18 protein-coding genes and 1 tRNA gene are annotated in these 19425 nt (G+C 63.4%); 6 read left to right on the plus strand and 13 right to left on the minus strand.

Features of this window, described 5'->3' with window-relative positions:
• Positions 1-52: 52 nt before the first annotated feature.
• A complete protein-coding gene (gene clpX, locus N2602_RS21665) occupies positions 53-1324 on the minus strand; it encodes an ATP-dependent Clp protease ATP-binding subunit ClpX (RefSeq protein WP_008547851.1) in 1272 nt (423 codons plus the stop codon).
• Positions 1325-1506: 182 nt separating this feature from the next.
• Here clpX and N2602_RS21670 point away from each other — a divergent pair, with 182 nt between their 5' ends.
• Positions 1507-1713, plus strand: a complete 207-nt coding sequence (locus N2602_RS21670) for a hypothetical protein (protein WP_172783506.1) — start codon at positions 1507-1509, stop codon at positions 1711-1713.
• A gap of 62 nt (positions 1714-1775) precedes the next feature.
• Here N2602_RS21670 and N2602_RS21675 read toward each other — a convergent pair whose 3' ends face one another.
• From N2602_RS21675 to N2602_RS21685, 3 genes are all read right to left on the minus strand, one after another.
• Positions 1776-2411: an ATP-dependent Clp protease proteolytic subunit gene (locus N2602_RS21675; RefSeq protein WP_027559514.1), complete on the minus strand. Its 636-nt coding sequence runs from the start codon at positions 2409-2411 to the stop codon at positions 1776-1778.
• A gap of 280 nt (positions 2412-2691) precedes the next feature.
• Positions 2692-4053: a trigger factor gene (gene tig / locus N2602_RS21680; protein WP_212255170.1), complete on the minus strand. Its 1362-nt coding sequence runs from the start codon at positions 4051-4053 to the stop codon at positions 2692-2694.
• 174 nt (positions 4054-4227) lie between these two features.
• Positions 4228-4312, minus strand: a tRNA-Leu gene (locus N2602_RS21685).
• 154 nt (positions 4313-4466) lie between these two features.
• Here N2602_RS21685 and N2602_RS21690 point away from each other — a divergent pair.
• A complete protein-coding gene (locus N2602_RS21690; protein ID WP_260379360.1) occupies positions 4467-5768 on the plus strand; it encodes a multicopper oxidase family protein in 1302 nt (433 codons plus the stop codon).
• A gap of 107 nt (positions 5769-5875) precedes the next feature.
• Here the strand turns inward: N2602_RS21690 and N2602_RS21695 are convergent, their stop codons facing one another.
• Complete coding sequence (locus N2602_RS21695; protein WP_260379361.1) at positions 5876-7375, minus strand: NAD(P)H-hydrate dehydratase; 1500 nt, start codon at positions 7373-7375, stop codon at positions 5876-5878.
• A 380-nt stretch (positions 7376-7755) separates the two neighbouring features.
• On the opposite strand from N2602_RS21695, the gene N2602_RS21700 reads away from it, so the two are divergent.
• Both N2602_RS21700 and glnA read left to right on the plus strand, forming a co-directional pair.
• Positions 7756-8094: a P-II family nitrogen regulator gene (locus N2602_RS21700; RefSeq protein WP_007603495.1), complete on the plus strand. Its 339-nt coding sequence runs from the start codon at positions 7756-7758 to the stop codon at positions 8092-8094.
• A 153-nt stretch (positions 8095-8247) separates the two neighbouring features.
• Entirely contained in the window at positions 8248-9657 is a 1410-nt protein-coding gene (gene glnA, locus N2602_RS21705) for a type I glutamate--ammonia ligase (RefSeq protein WP_172783502.1), read from the plus strand.
• Positions 9658-9748: 91 nt separating this feature from the next.
• On the opposite strand, the gene N2602_RS21710 is transcribed toward glnA, so the two are convergent.
• Positions 9749-10711, minus strand: a complete 963-nt coding sequence (locus N2602_RS21710; protein ID WP_260379362.1) for an AraC family transcriptional regulator — start codon at positions 10709-10711, stop codon at positions 9749-9751.
• 307 nt (positions 10712-11018) lie between these two features.
• Between N2602_RS21710 and N2602_RS21715 the strand changes: the two genes are divergently transcribed.
• Positions 11019-12506, plus strand: a complete 1488-nt coding sequence (locus N2602_RS21715; RefSeq protein ID WP_260379363.1) for an outer membrane protein — start codon at positions 11019-11021, stop codon at positions 12504-12506.
• Between the two features lie 148 nt (positions 12507-12654).
• Here N2602_RS21715 and N2602_RS21720 read toward each other — a convergent pair whose 3' ends face one another.
• The 6 genes from N2602_RS21720 to N2602_RS21745 all read right to left on the minus strand — a co-directional run bounded on the left by N2602_RS21720 (position 12655) and on the right by N2602_RS21745 (position 17808).
• The gene (locus N2602_RS21720) at positions 12655-12795 is read right to left on the minus strand and encodes a hypothetical protein (RefSeq protein ID WP_212255164.1); all 141 of its coding nucleotides are present in this window, start codon (positions 12793-12795) and stop codon (positions 12655-12657) included.
• 64 nt (positions 12796-12859) lie between these two features.
• A complete protein-coding gene (locus N2602_RS21725) occupies positions 12860-13621 on the minus strand; it encodes a slipin family protein (protein ID WP_172783499.1) in 762 nt (253 codons plus the stop codon).
• On the minus strand, positions 13618-15000 hold the full coding sequence (locus N2602_RS21730; RefSeq protein WP_212255163.1) for a nodulation protein NfeD: 1383 nt from the start codon (positions 14998-15000) through the stop codon (positions 13618-13620). Before N2602_RS21730 ends, N2602_RS21725 begins: the two co-directional genes overlap by 4 nt.
• A 36-nt stretch (positions 15001-15036) precedes the next feature.
• Positions 15037-15765 (minus strand): alpha/beta hydrolase, encoded by a 729-nt coding sequence (locus N2602_RS21735; RefSeq protein ID WP_260379364.1) that lies wholly within the window; start codon positions 15763-15765, stop codon positions 15037-15039.
• Between the two features lie 474 nt (positions 15766-16239).
• Entirely contained in the window at positions 16240-17013 is a 774-nt protein-coding gene (locus tag N2602_RS21740) for a gamma-glutamyl-gamma-aminobutyrate hydrolase family protein (protein WP_172783496.1), read from the minus strand.
• A gap of 90 nt (positions 17014-17103) precedes the next feature.
• Positions 17104-17808 (minus strand): hypothetical protein, encoded by a 705-nt coding sequence (locus N2602_RS21745; RefSeq protein ID WP_260379365.1) that lies wholly within the window; start codon positions 17806-17808, stop codon positions 17104-17106.
• Positions 17809-17944: 136 nt separating this feature from the next.
• On the opposite strand from N2602_RS21745, the gene N2602_RS21750 reads away from it, so the two are divergent.
• A complete protein-coding gene (locus N2602_RS21750) occupies positions 17945-19096 on the plus strand; it encodes an AI-2E family transporter (RefSeq protein WP_260379366.1) in 1152 nt (383 codons plus the stop codon).
• A gap of 3 nt (positions 19097-19099) precedes the next feature.
• On the opposite strand, the gene N2602_RS21755 is transcribed toward N2602_RS21750, so the two are convergent.
• Entirely contained in the window at positions 19100-19399 is a 300-nt protein-coding gene (locus tag N2602_RS21755; RefSeq protein ID WP_172783493.1) for an antibiotic biosynthesis monooxygenase, read from the minus strand.
• Positions 19400-19425: the final 26 nt, after the last annotated feature.

Consider the following 19425-nt stretch of genomic DNA (forward strand, 5'->3'; position numbering starts at 1 on the left):
AGTTCCGCAGCCCACTTTGAGAAGACGATTGGAGCGTTCCAGCGCCGTCAGATCAGGCGCTGGCGTTCTCGACGGCGCGATCGGACCGATCAGCGTAGATGTAGAGCGGACGCGCCGTTCCTTCCACGACCTCGCGGGAAATCACGACCTCTTCCACACCTTCCAGACCCGGCAGGTCGAACATGGTCTCGAGCAGGATCGCCTCGAGGATCGAACGCAGGCCCCGCGCGCCGGTCTTGCGCTCGATCGCCTTGCGGGCGACCGCGCCAAGCGCCTCGTCGGCGAAGGTCAGCTCGATGTTCTCCATCTCGAACAGCCGCTGGTACTGTTTCACCAGCGCGTTCTTCGGCTCGGTCAGGATCTTCTTCAGCGAGGTCTCGTCGAGGTCCTCGAGCGTCGCCACGACCGGCAGACGGCCGACGAACTCGGGGATGAGGCCGTACTTCAGGAGGTCCTCAGGCTCGACGTGACGGAAGATCTCGCCGGTCCGGCGATCCTCCGGCGCGAGCACCTGGGCGCCGAAGCCGATCGAGGTCGACCGACCGCGTGCCGAGATGATCTTCTCGAGGCCGGCGAACGCGCCGCCGCAGATGAACAGGATGTTGGTGGTATCCACCTGCAGGAACTCCTGCTGCGGATGCTTGCGGCCGCCTTGCGGCGGGACCGAAGCCACCGTGCCTTCCATGATCTTGAGCAGCGCCTGCTGCACGCCCTCACCCGACACATCACGCGTGATCGAGGGGTTGTCGGACTTGCGGCTGATCTTGTCGATTTCGTCGATGTAGACGATGCCGCGCTGGGCGCGCTCGACGTTGTAATCGGCGGCCTGGAGCAGCTTCAGGATGATGTTCTCGACGTCCTCACCGACATAGCCGGCTTCGGTCAGCGTCGTCGCATCGGCCATCGTGAACGGCACGTCCAGAATGCGGGCGAGCGTCTGCGCGAGCAGCGTCTTGCCCGAGCCGGTCGGACCGATCAGCAGGATGTTCGACTTCGCGAGCTCGACGTCGTTGTGCTTGGTCTGATGGTTGAGGCGCTTGTAGTGATTGTGCACCGCGACCGACAGGACCTTCTTCGCATGGCTCTGGCCGATGACGTAATCGTCCAGCACCTTGCAGATTTCCTTCGGCGTCGGAATACCGTCGCGCGACTTGACCAGCGAGGACTTGTTCTCCTCGCGGATGATGTCCATGCAGAGCTCGACGCACTCGTCGCAGATGAAGACCGTGGGACCCGCGATCAGTTTGCGGACTTCGTGCTGGCTCTTGCCGCAGAACGAGCAATATAGCGTGTTCTTGGAGTCGCTCGTGCCGACCTTACTCATTCATGTCTCCGTCCGCGGTTCGATCCCGTTCCGCTCGATCGCTCCATTCCGACACGGTGGTCGGTATGAAGCTTAAGTAGAGCAAATTCCGTACCAAAAAAGACCCTACGCTTTACTACATCCCGTGCGAATCACGGTCACTCGATTCCCCCGCGATCATAGCCGATCAATCGTAGCCAACCATGCTGTCACCCGACTATCAAGAATTCGCTAATCGGGGGTCGCCGGCTACCCGTGACAATACCGTGATTTCCGGTCTTGGCACGAGCGAAGTGATCGAAAACACCCCGGCGTTGCTGGATTGCCACGAAAAACAAGCACGAAAGCGGAACTTTCTGCTTGCCGCAGGGCGCAAAACCGCGTTTTGCGCCGCGCGCACGCGCACCTAACGTGAACGCCGCCCTGACGGGTCCACGGCAAACTGAGGGGTCGTCTTGACGCCCCAGTAGTGCTACGGGGCCTTCGCCGGCGCCGGCTCCTCGGCGCGCTTGTCGATCACCTTGTCGACCAGGCCGAACTCCTTGGCGTCGTTCGCGGTCAGGAACTTGTCGCGTTCCAACGCATCCTCGATCGACTTGTAGGTCTGGCCGGTGTGCTTGACGTAGATCTCGTTGAGCCGCTTCTTCAGGTTCAGGATTTCCTGGGCGTGCAGCATGATGTCGGTGGCCTGGCCCTGGAAGCCGCCGGAGGGCTGGTGCACCATGATGCGTGCGTTCGGCAGCGAGAAGCGCATGTCCTTCTCGCCGGCGGCGAGCAGCAGCGAGCCCATCGAAGCCGCCTGGCCGGTGCACAGTGTCGACACCGGCGGGCGGATGAACTGCATGGTGTCGTAGATCGCAAGGCCCGACGTCACCACGCCGCCCGGCGAGTTGATGTACATCGAGATTTCCTTCTTCGGATTTTCCGCCTCGAGGAACAACAGCTGCGCGACGATCAGCGTCGACATGCCGTCCTCGACCGGGCCGGTCACGAAGATGATGCGCTCCTTCAAGAGGCGCGAGAAAATGTCGTAGGCGCGCTCGCCACGGTTGGTCTGCTCGACCACCATGGGCACGAGGTTCATGTAGGTTTCAACCGGATCGCGCATGAGTCACCTAGTGTTTCGGAGACGGACATCGCCGGGCAGGCTTGCCAGTTTGGCTGGATTTGCCGGGAGGCGAATGGACGTCCTGTGATGCAGGAACTTGGGTAAGAAGTAGAGGGCGTAGCGACAGATATAGCCCAATTCGCTTCTGACAAGTGCGGAGCGCATTAAGGCTTAACCCGAGGGGCAGTTGAAGCTGATTCGCGCAAAGAGGCCCAGCCGGCCATCTGGCTAGCTGGGCCTCTTCGCTGATCATCATTAATAGATGGCTGCCTCAAACCCTTCAGGCTGCGGTCTTTTCCGCCTCGTCGTCCTTGTAGAGGTCCTCGCGCGAGACCTTCTTCTCGGTCACGTTGGCGAGCTCGAGGATGAAGTCGACCACCTTGTCCTCATAGATCGGCGCACGAAGCTGGGCCAACGCCTGGGCGTTGTTGCGGTAAAAGTCCCAGACCTCCTTCTCGCGGCCAGGCATCGAGCGCGCGCGCTCGATCACGGCACGGCCGACCTCGTCGTCGGTCACGGTGATCTTGTTCTTCTCGCCGATCTCGGAGAGCACGAGGCCGAGCCGCACGCGGCGATCGGCGATCTTGCGATACTCCTCCTTCGCCTTGTCCTCGGTGGTGTCCTCGTCGGCAAAGGTCTTGCCGGCGGAGTCCATCTCGGCCTTGACCGAGTTCCACATCAGGCTGAACTCCTCGTCCACCAGCGAGGGCGGCGCCTCGAAGCGATGCGCCTCGTCGAGGCGGTCGAGCAGCGCGCGCTTGACGCGCTGGCGCGTGGCGGTGGCGAACTCGGCGGTCAGCCGCTCGCGTGCGGCCTCCTTCAGCTTGTCCAGCGATTCCAGGCCGAGCGACTTGGCGAACTCGTCGTCGATCGCGAGGTCCTGCGGCGCCTCGATCAGCGTCGCAGTGGTCTCGAACTCCGCCGGCTGGCCGGCGAGCTTGTCGTTCATGTAGTTCTTCGGGAACGACACTTTCAGCGTGCGCGTCTCACCCGCGCCGATGCCGATCAGCTGCTCCTCGAAGCCCGGGATGAAGGTGTTGGAGCCGATGACGACCTGGATGCCCTCGCCGGTGCCGCCCTCGAAGACTTCGCCGTTGATGGTGCCCTTGAAGTTGATGGTGACGCGGTCGCCCGACTCCGCCTTGGTGCCCTCGCCCTTGGCGGCATAGGTGCGGTTGGAATCGGCGATGCGCTTGATCGCCTCGTCGACGTCGGCGTCGGTGACCTCGGCAACGGGCTTCTCGACCTGGAAGGTCTTGAAGTCGGCGAGCGCGATCGCCGGCACCACCTCGATCGCGACCGTGTAGGTCAGATCCGTCTTGCCGCTCAGCAGCTCCTCGACGTCCTTCTGCTCCGTCGGCATGGTGATCTTCGGCTCGGTCGCCAGACGGAAGCCGCGCTCGGAGAACAGCTGCGTGTTGGTGTCTCGGATGGTCTGGTCGATGGTTTCGGCCATGACCGAGCGGCCATAGACCTTCTTCAGGTGCGAGACCGGCACCTTGCCCGGACGGAAGCCGTTGATGCGGACCTTGTCCTTGAGGTCGACGAGCTTGGCACCGGCCTTGGCGTCAAGATCAGACGCGGGAACGCTGATCTTGAACTCGTGCTTCAAACCTTCCGAGAGGGTTTCTGTGACCTGCATGGCGTCCAATCTTCTTTTCGTTCGGCCCCGGCACGTCGCGCGTCGGGACGCTGTCGTTAATCGATCCGGCGCGAGGCAAACGCCTCCACGCCGGTGGTTCATCGGACCCGTTCCAGGCGGATGATCATCCGCTTGGAAGCAGGCCTCGTAATCCGTGCAAACGCGATAAGCGCTTGGTGCGGGCGGAGGGACTCGAACCCCCACAACTTTCGTCACTGGAACCTAAATCCAGCGCGTCTACCAGTTCCGCCACGCCCGCGTGAATTTGCATCAAGACCGGCCGCGATGCCGCGGGCGGCCGGGCTTATAGCATGCGCCTGACTGTTCGCAGCAAAAAAATGGCCTGATGGAGGCAGGCTTCAAATAGGCACGACGGCTGGACTTATCCAGCACGGCGTGGTCCGGATCGTGCCATGACAATGCGGATTTCTGACCCTACCCGGCGCGAGGTTTTGGCAGGTCTCGGAGCCTCGGCAGCCGGGCTGATCGTAGGGGGTGCGGGCCCGTCCGTGACGGCCCAGCTCGCGCTGCAGGCGCGGCTGGCAACGCTGGCTCTGAGATCGGGTCAGCCGGCTACACCGATCTGGGAGTTGGCCGCCGTAAGCCACCTCGGGGACGTCCGTCTCAAGCGTTTTGACCGCTGCGAGGTGGTCTTCCGCAACGACCTGCCTGTGCCGCTTGCACCCGTCTGGTACGGCCTCCATGGCCCGGCCACTTCCGACCCGCTCCGAGGGCGCGCGCCGGCAGCGCCAGCTACGACAGAAATATCAAATATTTCAATGCCAAGCGCGGGGACCCTGCTGGCGGACTTCCGCCTCTTCGAGGGCAGCCTGAAGCATCCCGCGCGCCCGCTTCCGATTATTGCGGCCGAGACCAGCCACGTTGCCGTCGACCGTGACGAGATCCTGTTGATCGAGGAATGGCGCCTGCGGCCGGATGGCACCGCGGTCCCTGCGGGCCAGGACCCGAAGGACACGACGCCGCTCTACACCGTCAACGGCAAGACTTCATTCGAACTCTCAGCCGCGGCTCGTGAGCGGCTGCGGCTGCGCTTCATCAACGGCTCCCAACGTACTGTTCTGGCAATTAAATTGGAGAGCCACGAGGTCCGTGTGATGGCCCTGGACGGCCAACCGGCCGAGCCGTTTCCCGCGCGCAACGGCGCGTTGGTACTGGCGCCCGGCGCACGGGCCGACGCCTTCGTGGATGCGGCCGCCTCGGCCCCATTCCTGCTCCATGACGGCAAGGAGGCGCGCCAGGTCGGAACTCTGACCATCTCCGGGAAGCTGGAGCGCGCCCCGCCGTCGCCTCCCCAACCGCTCCCGTCGAACGATCTCCCCGAGAAGCTCGATCTGAGAGGCGCCCTGCGGTTCGATGTCGCGCTCGGCGCCGCCGATTCCGGCTGGGCACGGCCGGCGACATTCTCCACCGAATCTGCCCCCGCCTTCCGCGCCAAGACCGGCCGCACCGTGGTGCTGGCCCTGCAGAACCCCGCCCCGATCGCCACGGTGTTTCACCTGCACGGCCACCCGTTCCGCCTGCTCGACAAGCTCGACGACGGCTGGAAGCCCTATTGGCTCGACACGCTCGCGATCGAGCCCGGCCAGACCCAGCGCATCGCCTTCGCCGCCACCTCGCCCGGACGCTGGCTGATCGAATCCGTCGTGACCGACTGGGCCGCGCCGCGCCTGGTGCGCTGGTATGGGGTGGAGTGAGATTTTGTAGGCCGGGTAGAGCGCAGCGAAACCCATCGCCATCGCGCCCAGGCTTGAGATGATGGGTTTCGCTGCGCTCTACCCATCCTACCCCCGTAGCGAACAGCTCAAAACTCCACGCCGAGCGCATCGTAGATCCGCCGGTGCACGGCCGGCAGCGTCTCGGTCAGATCCTCTGCAATCAGGCCCGGCCCGGCTTCGCTTGCCGCCTCGCCATGCATCCAGACGCCGATGCTGGCGGCCTCGAACGCCGGCACGCCTTGCGCCAAGAGCCCCGCGATGATCCCGGACAGCACGTCGCCGGCGCCGGCCGTGGCGAGCCAGGGCGGCGCATTGGCGGCAATGGTGGCGCGGCCATCGGGCGCGGCGATTGTGGTGTCCGGCCCCTTCAGCAGCACGACGGCGCCGGAGCGCTCGGCGGCGGCGCGGACGCGCTCGAGCTTGGAGCGGCCGGGATGCTTGTTGCTGAGATCGGAGAACAGGCGCGGAAACTCGCCTTCATGCGGGGTCAGCACCACCGCATTGTCCTGCGAGGACTTGATCAACTCGAACAGGCGCTCGGGGGTTGCGGCAAAACTGGTCAGCGCATCCGCATCGAGCACCAGATGCCGCTGCGCGGCAAGCGCGGTATGGACGAAATCGCAAGTGCGTTCGCCGATGCCGGCACCGGGGCCGATGATGCAGGTGTTATAGCGCTTGTCGCCGAGCAGCTCGCCGAACTCGATCGCGCTGTCGACGGGGCGCACCATGACCGCGGTGAGCGCGCTCGCATTGATCGCGAGCGCATCGCGCGGGCTCGCCAGCGTCACGAGGCCCGCGCCGGCGCGCAGCGCGCCGCGCGCCGCGAGCCGTGCCGCGCCGGTCGCGGCCGCATCGCCCGAGACCGCGAGCACGTGCCCTCGCGCATATTTGTGGCCATCGATGCGCGGCACCGGAAACGCTGCGCCCCAGACATCGGGATCGTTTTCGAAAATCTGCGGCGCGATCTCGTCCAGCACCTGCGCATCGATGCCGATGTCGGCAACGCGGACGCGGCCACAATGCACACGTCCCGGCAGCAGCAGGTGCGCCGGTTTCTTGCGGAAGAAGGTGACGGTCTCGGTGGCGTTCACCGCCACGCCCATCACGGCCGCGCTGGTGCCGTTGATGCCGCTCGGCAGGTCGACCGCGAGCACCGGGGCGCCGTTGGCGTTGATCGCCTCGATCATCTCCCGCGCCTCGCCGTCCACGGTGCGGCTGAGGCCCGCACCGAACAGCGCATCGATGATCAGCGCAGGTCTGCCGATCGCCTGCGGGTTGAACGGCAGCACCGGATGCTTCCAGCCGCGCGCGGCGGAGGCGGCATCGCCCTGGAGCTGGTCGCGCTCGCACATCAGGATCACCGAGACCTCGCGCCCCTGTGCGGCGAGCTCGGCGGCGGCGACGAAACCGTCCCCGCCATTATTGCCGGGGCCGGCCACGATCAGGATCGGCCCCTCCTCTGCCAATCCCTGGGCGGCCTCGGCGACCGCCTGGCCGGCGCTGAGCATCAGCTTGAAACCGGGCGTGCCGGCCGCGATGGCGAGCTGGTCGGCGCGCTGCATTTCGGCGTTGGTCAGAACTTCCATGCCACTTCCTAGTACAATCGCCTCTTGAACAGGCATCTTTGGCGCCGATCCGGCGGCGGGAACGTCGATCTGCACACATATTGAACCGTTTGCCTATTTCGTAGTCTTCGGTATTTTGTGCAGGTCGGCACACCACTCAGAGATGCTCGTTAAAAGGCTGATAACGCTCCGATAATCAGGGCATTTGCAACTTGGCATAGACCCTGCTTTCGAGGAAGCCGCTTCGGTTCGTCGTGCTCACTGGCGTCTTCAAGGGTGTGGCTGGCCGTTGTTGCCGGACCGGTCAGGGATCCCGGCATAGAGAAGACAAGATCGTGCGTTGAGAAATGCGCGCCCTGACGAAGACGTTGCTATTGGATCGAAAGGCCGGGAGTCGCGCAGTGAAGAAAATCGAAGCCATCATCAAGCCATTCAAGCTCGACGAGGTGAAGGAAGCGCTTCAGGAAGTCGGTCTGCAGGGCATCACCGTCACCGAGGCCAAGGGCTTTGGCCGGCAGAAGGGTCACGCCGAGCTTTACCGCGGCGCAGAATACATCGTCGACTTCCTGCCGAAGGTCAAAATCGAGATCGTGATCGGCGACGATCTGGTCGAGCGCGCCATCGACGCGATCCGCCGCGCCGCGCAGACCGGCCGCATCGGCGACGGCAAGATTTTCGTCTCCAACATCGAAGAGGCGATCCGCATCCGAACCGGCGAATCCGGGCTGGACGCTATCTGAGCCGGGTGCTATCCCGCATTTTGCGACACTCTGACAAGAAATAAGGCTGCTTCGGCGGCCTGATTTCGTTTGTGCGGTCGCGCGCGAACTCGCCAAAAGCGAGAACAATCTTGCTCACCTGGAAACCGACCCGCAGAGCCATAAGGGGTATGCATGAAGACCGCCAAAGACGTCCTGAAATCGATCAAGGACAACGACGTGAAGTACGTCGACCTGCGCTTCACCGATCCGCGCGGCAAGTGGCAGCACGTCACGTTCGACGTCAGCATGATCGATGAAGACATCTTCGCCGAAGGGACGATGTTCGACGGCTCCTCGATCGCCGGCTGGAAGGCGATCAACGAGTCCGACATGTGCCTGATGCCCGATCCGGTGACCGCGACGATCGATCCGTTCTTCGCCGAGACCACCATGGTCATCACCTGCGACGTGCTCGAGCCGACCACCGGCGAGCCCTACAATCGCGACCCCCGCGGCATCGCCAAGAAGGCCGAGGCGATGGTGAAGTCGATGGGCGTGGGCGACGCCGTGTTCGTCGGCCCCGAAGCCGAGTTCTTCGTGTTCGACGACGTGCGCTTCTCCTCCTCCCCCTACAACACCGGCTTCCGCCTCGACTCCTCGGAACTGCCGACCAACACCGACACGGAATATGAAGGCGGCAACCTCGGCCACCGCATCCGCACCAAGGCCGGCTACTTCCCCGTCCCGCCGCAGGATTCCGTGCAGGACATGCGCTCCGAGATGTTAGGGGCCATGGCCAAGATGGGCGTCAAGGTCGAGAAGCATCACCACGAGGTCGCTTCCGCCCAGCACGAGCTCGGCATGAAGTTCGACACGCTGACGCTGATGGCCGACCACCTGCAGATCTACAAATACTGCATCCATCAGGTCGCCCACATCTACGGCAAGACCGCCACCTTCATGCCGAAGCCGGTCTACGGCGACAACGGCTCGGGCATGCACGTGCACCAGTCGATTTGGAAGGACGGCAAGCCGGTGTTCGCCGGCAACAAGTATGCCGACCTGTCGGAGACCTGCCTCCACTATATCGGCGGCATCATCAAGCACGCCAAGGCGATCAACGCCTTCACCAACCCGTCGACCAATTCGTACAAGCGTCTGGTCCCGGGCTATGAGGCCCCCGTGCTGCTCGCCTATTCCGCGCGCAACCGCTCGGCCTCCTGCCGCATCCCCTACACCGCTTCGCCCAAGGCCAAGCGCGTCGAGGTGCGCTTCCCCGATCCGCTCGCCAATCCCTATCTCGGCTTCGCCGCGATGCTGATGGCCGGCCTCGACGGCATCAAGAACAAGATCGATCCGGGTCCGGCGATGGACAAGGACCTCTACGATCTGCCGAAGGAAGAGCTGAAGCAGATCCCGACGGTGTGCGGCTCGCTTCGCGAGGCGCTCGAAAACCTCGACAAGGACCGCGCCTTCCTGAAGGCCGGCGGCGTGTTCGACGACGACTTCATCGACGCCTATATCGAGCTGAAGATGACCGAGGTCGAGCGCTTCGAGATGACCCCGCACCCGATCGAGTTCGACATGTACTATTCGGGCTGATCGGCCCGAACCGTCTGCGACAAGCTAAAGGCGCTTCCGGAAGGAGGCGCCTTTTCGTTTGCAACTGTAAGATCGTCCGCCCGCCTGCGGCTCACTTGCGCATGCGAATATCGGACGGGGACGCACCGTAAGCACGCCGAAAGCTGCGGTTGAAGTACGAGATGTCGTTGAACCCTGACTGGTGTGCGATTTCGCTGATCGAGCGGCCTGCAAGGCTTGGATCCGTCAGCATCTTGTAGGCAGAGGCCAGGCGCTGGTTGAGGACGAACTCCGTAAAGCTCGTGCCTTCGGCTTCGAAGAGCCTGCGGACGTAGGACTTCGAGATGCCCTGCTTGGCTGCGACGGAATCCAGGCTCAAGCCAGGATTACCGAACTGGGCGCAAATGTGGGTCTTGATGCTCCGCATTCGGGCGGCTGCAACGCCGCGCATGTTCGCCAGCTCGACGGCATCCGGAGTCGCGCCCAGGACCAGGGCGCCGAGATCGATCATGTGGTTCACAACCGCCCGCCGCATGGCGGCGTTCGCAAGCGTCTGTCTCTCATTGACGATGCCGAGATAATCCAGAAACAGCGAAAGCGCGGGATTGCCTCTGTCGAGTGGTCTGCCGATCGCGTCGTCGAAATTCCTGACCAAGGGCGCAATCAGGGCGCGGCTGATCCGCCAGGTGACGACACGCCTCGTCGTGGGATTGGTTGCCGTCCCCGGCAATCCATTCGTTGTCAAAACCGCCTCCCCAGGGCCGAGGCACGTCTCGTGACCATTTTGATTGTGGATCGCCGTACCATCGAGGTTGAACACGAGCACGGGATCGTCGTTGTCGATCATCGCTTCGGTGTGCCGACAGAAAATCGGAGAAGCGGTCGCGGCCGCGACGGACATTCCAGGCAACGCACGCAGCTTCATGTCGATCTGAAGCGCCGTATCGGGCAACGGCTCGATTTCCAGCTTGAGAATTTCGCGGCCGTAGATCTGGTGAAATGCTTCGGTCCTCTCGCGATCGGCAAATTCCGAGCTGGACAGCTCCAGTGCAATCAATTCGTCGCCAGTATCCAACACACCTCTCCATAAAAGTGAGATTGCCCGGCGCTCTTTTGTCGCAGGAAACTGGCGGCGTTCAAAGGCCTTTCATTGCAAGGTCCAACTCGGATCACACGCCACTTCAACTGCGGCTCGATACGACGTTGGCGCTGGACCAGCGCGCCGGCTGATGTGGCAATGCGATCACAGGTGATGGCAATCGCCAGATTTGTGGTGATCCGTCCAAGTAGGTGTGGCGCGTGCCCCAAGCCGAAGCAGCGCCGCTCCCAGTATAGCTACCTGACGTCGCTTTCGAATACGCGCGCCGGTTGCAGGGGGCTCAATGGCAATCACGGGAAGATTTCTTTCGACCGCTGCGTTCGGTCTTGCACTGACGCAGGCGGCCTCAGCCGCGGATCTGCCCGTCAAGGCAGTTGCGCTTGCGCCTGCCGCTGTCGACTGGAGCGGCGTCTATGTCGGCGTGCATGCCGGCTATGGTGGCGGCATGAAGGACTGGTGGGTCGGTAACGTGTTTGGACCGAACAATGATTATGCCGCGAGCGGCTTCCTCGCGGGCGGACAGATCGGCATCAACAAGCAGATCGCAAGTCTGGTTTTCGGTCTTGAGCTGGACGGGTCATGGGCCAATATCCGCGGCTCTCAGAACATGCGCGTTGAAGAGCCGTTCTTCATCGATACGACCGCCACGGTCACATCGAGGATCGAGGCATTGGCAACGGCGGCGGGCCGCGTCGGCTTGGCGGCCGACCGCTGGCTGGTGTTCGCAAAGGGTGGCATCGCCGGCACGTGGGAAAAGCACAGTAGCAATGCAGCGAGCAACGACTTCTTCGCCGGCACCGCGTCATCGAGCTTCAGCGGGAATGAATACCGTTGGGCACCGATGATCGGCCTTGGCGCCGAATATGCATTGGAGGGGAATTGGTCGGTCAAAGCCGAATACGACTACTTGCATTTCGGCACGCGGTCGGTGCGGATGAGCGGTAGCTCCACAGCTCTCCCGACTCCTTTCTCGGTTGATGTACCGATCACGCAGGATTCCATCCATCTGATCAAGGTGGGCGCGAACTACCGAATTGCTGATCCTGCGGTCGATCCCAAATATCCGCCCGTCAGGGCGGTGCCCGGCACGAACTGGACCGGCGGCTTTGTCGGCGTGCAGGGTGGCTATGGCTTTGGTCGCGAGTGGCGGAGCCAAGCTCCCGCACCCCTGCCGGGCAGTGGCAGTTTTGATGTCAGCGGATGGCTTGGAGGCTTTGACGGCGGCGTCAACGTTCAGTCCGGCGTGTTCGTGCTCGGCGTGGAAGGCGAATGGATGTGGACGGGTATCAAGGGCAGCCGATCCTCCACGTTCCCGTTGGGCGGATCGACGGTAACGTCCGGTCTGAACACCTCGACCGACTGGCTTGCGATCGCCAGCGGCCGCGCCGGCTTTGTCGTCGGCGATCGCCTGCTTGTCTATGGCAAGGCTGGTCTTGCGCTCGCCAATGAAAACCACGCAATGAATGGCGTAGAAGTCTTTGGAGCCCTCAGCGAATCTCTCGCAGCCAGCGGCAAGGCCCTACACTCAGGCGCCGTGATCGGAACCGGGCTTGAATATGCATTGGCGGGCAATTGGTCGGTCAAAGGCGAGTACAACTACATCCGCATGTTCAACCAGCAGACGAGTCAGAGCGGCACTTACAGTCAGCCCCTGTGGGCCCCGGCAGCGGCCGCTGTCAACAGCGCGATCACGCAGGATCTGCAGCTGTTCAAGCTAGGCGTGAACTATCACTTCAATCCGCTGCCCGGAGCCATCACCGCACGCTACTGACCCGATGACCGGGCTTCGATGCGGCCGTCAGCTTTCGTTCTGCGTCTGACTCCAATTCGTTCTCGAAGAACAAATCAGAGCCGCAAAAATCGCATCGGAGCAATTCCTACCGATTGGTTTATTCGGATCGAGATTTGGAATGCGCACGTCACTTGTCCGGAAAGTTGACGCCGATCTCGGTCACCATGGGCGCCCATTTCACCAGCGTCGCGTTGTCGGAGGCGATCTTCACGCCGTCACCGGAGAGCGACCTCGGCGCTCCGGCCTTCTTGCCGAAGCGGATGGTCACGGTGCAGCCGTCCCGCAAAGGCCCGGCCTCGACGCGCTCGCGATCAGCACCTCGCCGCCTTCCGTTACGGGTTGTTAGGTCGCGGCATCAAATGGTCGAGCAGGCCGGTGGGGAGCGGAAACACCACTGTCGACGAGCGTTCACCGGCGATGTCGTGCAGAGCCGCGAAGTAACGCAGCTGCATTGCCTGAGGCTCCTGCGCCAGTATCCGGCCGGCTTCGACGAGCTTTTCGGCGGCCTGCTGCTCGCCCATCGCATTGATCACCTTGGCCCGCCGCAGGCGCTCCGCCTCGGCCTGTTTGGCAATCGCGCGAACCATGGTTTCGTTGATATCGACGTCCTTGATCTCTATGCCGGTGACCTTGATGCCCCAGACGTCGGTCTGCTTGTCGAGGATCTCCTGGATATCGGCGTTCAACCTGTCGCGCTCGGCAAGCATCTCGTCGAGCTCGTGCTTGCCGAGCACCGAACGCAACGTGGTCTGGGCGAGCTGGCTGGTCGCCGCCATGTAGTCACCGACCTTGATGATGGCGCGCTCGGGGTCGACGATGCGGAAGTACAGGACGGCGTTGACCTTGACGGAGACGTTGTCGCGCGAAATTACGTCCTGCGGCGGCACCACCTGCACCATCACCCGCAGATCGACCTTGACGAGTTGCTGCACGATCGGGACGAGCAGGATGAGGCCTGGGCCCTTCACACCGGTAAAGCGGCCGAGCGTGAAGACGACGCCGCGCTCGTACTCGCGCAGGATTCGAATAGCCTGGGATAGAAACACGATGACAAGCAGCGCAAGCGCCGCATACGTCAGATATTCCAGCATCATGATGGACCTCCCTCGCCTGTCCGGGCGGGTGTGCGGCGTATCAGCAGCGTCAGGTCGACGACATTGGCGACCTCCACCGTCTCTCCGGGCTTGAAGGTTTCGGCGCCGCGCGCCTGCCAGCGCTCACCATGGGCGAAGACATGGCCTTCGTTCCCGTTCCAGTCGAGAACCTCGGCGGGCAAGCCGCGCATGGCCTGCGCGCCGACCAGCGCAGGAGCTTTGCGGACGCGCCGCAGCGAACCAAGCACGACCAGAGCAAAGCCGCTGAACACGACCGCAGTGACACCGATCACCCACCACGACAATTGGTATCCAGGCGCCTCGCTCCTGAACAGCATCATTGCTCCGAGCACGAAGGCGATGATCCCGCCGAAGCCGACCACCACGGTCGGGTTGAAGGCTTCGATGGTGAGAAGCACGAGTCCCACCAGCATCAGGGCGAGGCCGGCATAGTTGATCGGCAGCAAATTGAGCGCATAGAGGCCGATCAGCAGGCAGATCGCGCCGACGACTCCCGGGGCGACGGCTCCGGGAGACATGAACTCGAAGATCAGGCCGTAGATGCCGACCATCAGCAGAATGAACGCCACGTTGGGGTCGGTGATGACCGCCAGGAACCGGGATATCCGTCCGGGCTCGACCGCTTCGACGACAGCATCCTTTGTTGCGAGGCGTTGCGTCCTGCCGCCTGCGAGCTCCACCACGCGGCCATCAACCTGCCGCAGCAATTCAGCCTGATCGCGCGCGACGAGATCAATGGCATGTGCCTCCAGCGCGCCGTTGGCAGAGAGTGTTGCAGCCTCGCGGACCGCCTTCTCTGCCCAGTCCACATTGCGGTTGCGCAGCTCGGCGAGGCTTCGGATGAAGGCGACGGCATCGTTCGTGGCCTTCGCCGTCATCGCGTCCTTCGGCTCATGCTTCTTGTCTTTGCCATCCTTGTCGGGTGTGCCGCTCGGCAGGCCCGGAAGCGGCCCGCCAATCTGGACCGGCGTCGCCGCACCTATGTTGGTGCCTGGCGCCATCGCCGCGATGTGGGTCGCATAAAGGATATAGGTCCCCGCACTCGCCGCGTGGGCGCCGGAGGGAGCGACGTAGCCAATGACAGGGACGGGCGAGGCGAGCACATCCGCGATGATCTCGCGCATGCTGGAATTGAGCCCGCCGGGCGTGTTCATCCTCAGAAGCACGACCTCGGCGCGCCGTTCGCTCGCGCTGGCCAAGGCCTCCCGCACGTAGCTGGCTGACGCCGGGCCAATCGCCCCGTCGATCGAGACAACGAGGGCTACGCGCTTGCTCTCCTCCGCTGAGCTGGGAAGGAGGCAGCAGATCAAAGCCACGACGGTGATCGCCGCAACGAGGGCCGCCTTCATGGTCTGCACGGCACGGGCTCCCTTGCAGAGCATATGGTATTCTTCTCATGAAACCTCAATGCTGCGCATGGAGATCAACGTTCCGATTGTGCAACGCAATGGGAATGCCCATGCAGGATTGCCGACGCGCTCGCGGCGCGGCTCTATCCACTTTCTGCCTGGCCTAGCAGCGGCTTCAACCATTCGCGCGTCAGGCCCAATGTCGTCTTCCGTGATCGAATGCCCCGTCGGCAGCACGTGATGCGCTACGTCGGCGCCCATGTGCGCCAGCCGTTGTGCCAGACCAGCCCCGTCGCCGCGCAGCCGCCGCTCGTCATTGTCACCATCGACCAGGAGAGCCGGGACGCGCGAGAGGCGCGTGTCTGGAGCGACCGCGAACGGCGACAGCGGCCTGAAAAGAACGGCACCGGAGAGACAGCGAGGATAGAGCATGAGCAGCGCAGCGGCCATGATGGCGCCGTTCGAAAAGCCGATCGCGACCGGCGGCCTCGGGAAGCGATAGTTCTTCCCGATCCGGACCACCTCGCCGGCCAGCACATCGGCTCGGGCAAGTAGATCGCGTTCATCGATCGAGCGATCCTCGAACCGGCGAAAGAAAGCGAAGCCGGCCTCCCAGGCCACGGCGCCTCGAAGCGCGACGGCCATCGAGCCCGGGGCGAGCCGCCCAGCCAGCGGCACCATGTCCAGCTCCGTGCCGCTCGAACCGTGAAGCATCAGCAACGGGGTGTGATCCGGAGCGGCACCCTTGATGAAACAATGGTCATGAGCCGACAATGGCAATTCCTCACCTTCAACCGCGCAACTAAGATGGGATCTACCTCCACTATACCACGTCGCCGTGAAAGCCTTCTGCAGCTCGCAAGGCTTTCCGCAAGCCGATACTGATGTCAGATTTCGTTCTGCATCTGACTCCAGTTCGTTCTCAAAGAACAAATCAGAGCCGCGATTATCGCGGCGGACCAATTCCTACTGATTGGTTTATCGCGGGCGGAATTTCGAACGAACCATGATTGCATAACGCGGGTCGCGAGCACGCAACGTCAGGCCTCGGGCAAAAGCCGCCGGGAGATCGTCAACGCGTGCTTGCAAGTTGAGCTGAGAACTGGAGAATACCGGCAATGCCGCGTATTCCGTCATTGCGAGCGCAGCGAAGCAATCCAGACTGCCTCCGCTGGAAGATCCTGGATTGCTTCGTCGCACGGGCTCCTCGCAATGACGAGGACAGAGCGAGACTCGCGCCCGCGTGGCCTACGCCGCCGCCTTCTGCCGTGTCACCAGCGCTTCGCCGAAGGCCTCGAACAGCTTGCGGTTGATCGGATTGTGCTGCGGGTCGTACTCCGCGTGCCATTGCACGCCGAGAGCAAAGCTCGGGGCTTCGGCGATGCGGATCGCCTCGATGGTGCCGTCCTCGGCGATGCCTTCGATCAGCACGCGCTTGCCGGGATCGAGGATGCCCTGCCCGTGCAGCGAATTGACCCGGATCTTCTCGCAGCCGAGAATCGTCGCGAAGGCGCCGCCAGGCGTCAGGTCGACGTCGTGACGGTCGGCGAACACCACGGTCGGATCGGGATGGATATCGCCGTTCTCGAGCCTGGGCATGCGGTGGTTCATGCGGCCGGGGATCTCGCGGATCTCGGGATGCAGCGAGCCGCCGAAGGCGACGTTCATCTCCTGCAGGCCGCGGCAAATGCCGAACAGCGGAATGCCGCGGGCGACACAGGCGACCGAAAGGGCCAGCGCGACCTCGTCGCGGTGGATGTCGTAGGGCTCGTGCTTCTCGCAGGGATCGACGTTGAAGCGGGTCGGGTGAACGTTGGCCCGGGCGCCGGTCAGGATGATGCCATCCACGGTATCGAGCAGCGCCGGGATATCGGTAATGTCGGGCGAGCCCGCGAACATCAGCGGCAAGCCGCCGGAGACTTCGGCCACGGCGCGCAGGTTTCGCTCGCCAACCATCTGGACCTGAAATCGATTTTCGACGCGATAGGAATTCCCGATCACGCCGACGACCGGCTTTCTCATCTGTCGTTCCGCGCCTCCCGATAAGAAGATTCCCCAAACATGCCCCTCAGATGAAACAAATTCAACTGAAGGGATCGCGGGACGGCAATGCTATTTTCGCGCAAATGCCTCCCAGGCTTCCATCCCGCCGGCCACGGGGAGACCGGCCGCCTTCAGCGCAATTGCCGCTGTCTCGCCCGGCGCGTCCAGCCAGGGAAGCCTGGCCTCGATACCGCGCGTCACGGGCTGTCCGAGAGCGCCCCCGAAGTCGATCGGCCAGAACCCGTTGGGCACCACCTCGCCGGAGAAGCCGCGGATCGCGTAGCCGTCGCCCAGGATTGCCTCTGCATGGCCGCTGTCGACAAGGCGCGCGGTCTTGGGATCCCTAGGATCGCCGAAGCTCACGAGCACGGGAATGAGCTCCCCTTGCACCGGGACAACGCCGGTCTGCCGGCTCATGTCCTTGAACGACACCCGGCTGCCGCGCGCAATGCCATAGGCGCGGAGCGCCACATAGTTGATGTCGTCGAGGTCGAGCTTGGCGCCCTGCTGATGCGCCAGCAAGACCACGATGTTCTTGCCTTGGCCGAGATCGACGAACACAGCCTCCCCACGCATCGTGGTGCGGCCACTGCGGTTATAGTTGCGATCGGGCACGACAGCCAGAATGCCCGAGGCGGTCTTGATCCCAGCTGGCGTCGTCACCTCGACCGTCAGGCGGAATTTATGGTCCGGCCGGTTGATCCGGATCTGGTCGCCACCGACGAGCAAAGCCAAGAGCCCGAGCAGACCGGCCCACTTGCTGATAGTGCCCAAGCGCCCCTCACTTCTGTTTCCTCACCGCTCTGCACCTTTCGCGCGGGGGCGTCAAACGGGCGCGTTGCCGCTCTTGATCGGAGGCGCGTTTGTCGAAAGAGTGCCCCGATTGCAGCTACCAAAGACAGGATACGATGTGACCTTTCCTGCAGATGAACGACCCCGCGCCCGTGCCGACCTCGCGCGGGATCAGGCCTGGGCGACCGCGGTCGGCGGCATCGGCGTCGTGCTGTTCACCGCGCTGCTCGCCTTCACCTGGTTTTTTGCGACCACCGTACTGCTGATCTTCACCGGCATGCTGCTCGGCCTCGGTCTCAACGCGCTGGTCAATGCGCTCGGTCGACGGGTCCACCTGCCTCACACGATGCGGCTTGCAATCGTCTGCGTCGCGCTCGCTCTGCTGCTTGCGGGCGTCGCCTATCTCGGCGGCGCCACCATTGCCGAACAGGCCTCGCTCCTGAGCAAGACCATCAAGTCGCAGATCACCAATGTCAGGTCCTTGCTCGAGAACCACGGCATCGACACCAGCTTCTTCGATCTCGGCAACGCTGCGCCGGACTCCGCGACCAACGCGTCCTCGGAGACGACGCCCGCGCCGGCAACGCCCTCGCGCGCTCCCCTGCCTAGCGCCGGCGCGCTCGCCTCCAGCGGCGGCGCGATCGTGAGCCAGACCCTCAAGCTGCTGCTCGGCACCATTCACGGCGTGGGCAACATCTTCATCGTTCTGTTCCTGGGCCTTGCCTTCGCCGCCCAGCCCAAAGTCTATCATGACGGCCTGCTGTTCCTGGCACCGGCGCGGCACCGTACCCGTGTCGCCATCGTCATCGACCGCATCGCGGAGACGCTGGAGCGCTGGCTGATCGCCCAGATCATCGTCATGATCGCGGTCGGTGCCGTGACCTGGATCGGACTTGCCGTCATCGGCATCCCCGGCGCGTTCATCTTAGGGATTCAGGCGGGCCTGCTCGCCTTCATCCCCACGGTGGGAGCCATCATCGCCGGCGTCATCGTGGTGCTGGCGAGCCTCGCCTCGGGATGGATTCCCGCCTTGTCGGCGTTTCTGCTCTTCATGGGCGTGCACGCCATGGAAAGCTACGTGCTGACGCCGATCCTGCAGCGCCAAGCGCTCGACATCCCGCCGGCCACGCTGTTCGCGTTCCAGATCCTGCTCGGCGTCGTCTTCGGCATCTGGGGCCTCGCGCTGGCGCTCCCGCTGGTCGCCATCGCCAAGGTCATGATCGACCATGTCAAGACGTATGAGGCGCCGCCTCTGGCGGAGGCGGCCTGACACTCATTCCGTGGTCAGCACGGTCTCGGTGTGCTCGACCTCGGGGGGCGCGGCAAAATACTGGCCGACCAGGCCGCGCCATTCCGCGAAATTCTCCGAGCCGCGGAAGTCCACGGTGTGGTTCTCCAGCGTCGCCCATTTCACCATCAGCCGGTAACGCTGCGGCTTCTCGATCGACTTGTGCAGCTCGAAGCCGTGAAAGCCCTTGGAGCGGCCGAAAGCGGCCTTGGCCTTGGCGACGGCCGCCTCGAAATCCTTCTCGCTGCCCAGCTTGACGTCGATTTGCGCGATCTCGGTGATCATCGGCTTTCCACCCTGTTTGTTCGATG

It is taken from the genome of Bradyrhizobium sp. NC92, assembly GCF_025200865.1.
In the GTDB taxonomy this organism is placed as follows: Bacteria; Pseudomonadota; Alphaproteobacteria; order Rhizobiales; family Xanthobacteraceae; genus Bradyrhizobium.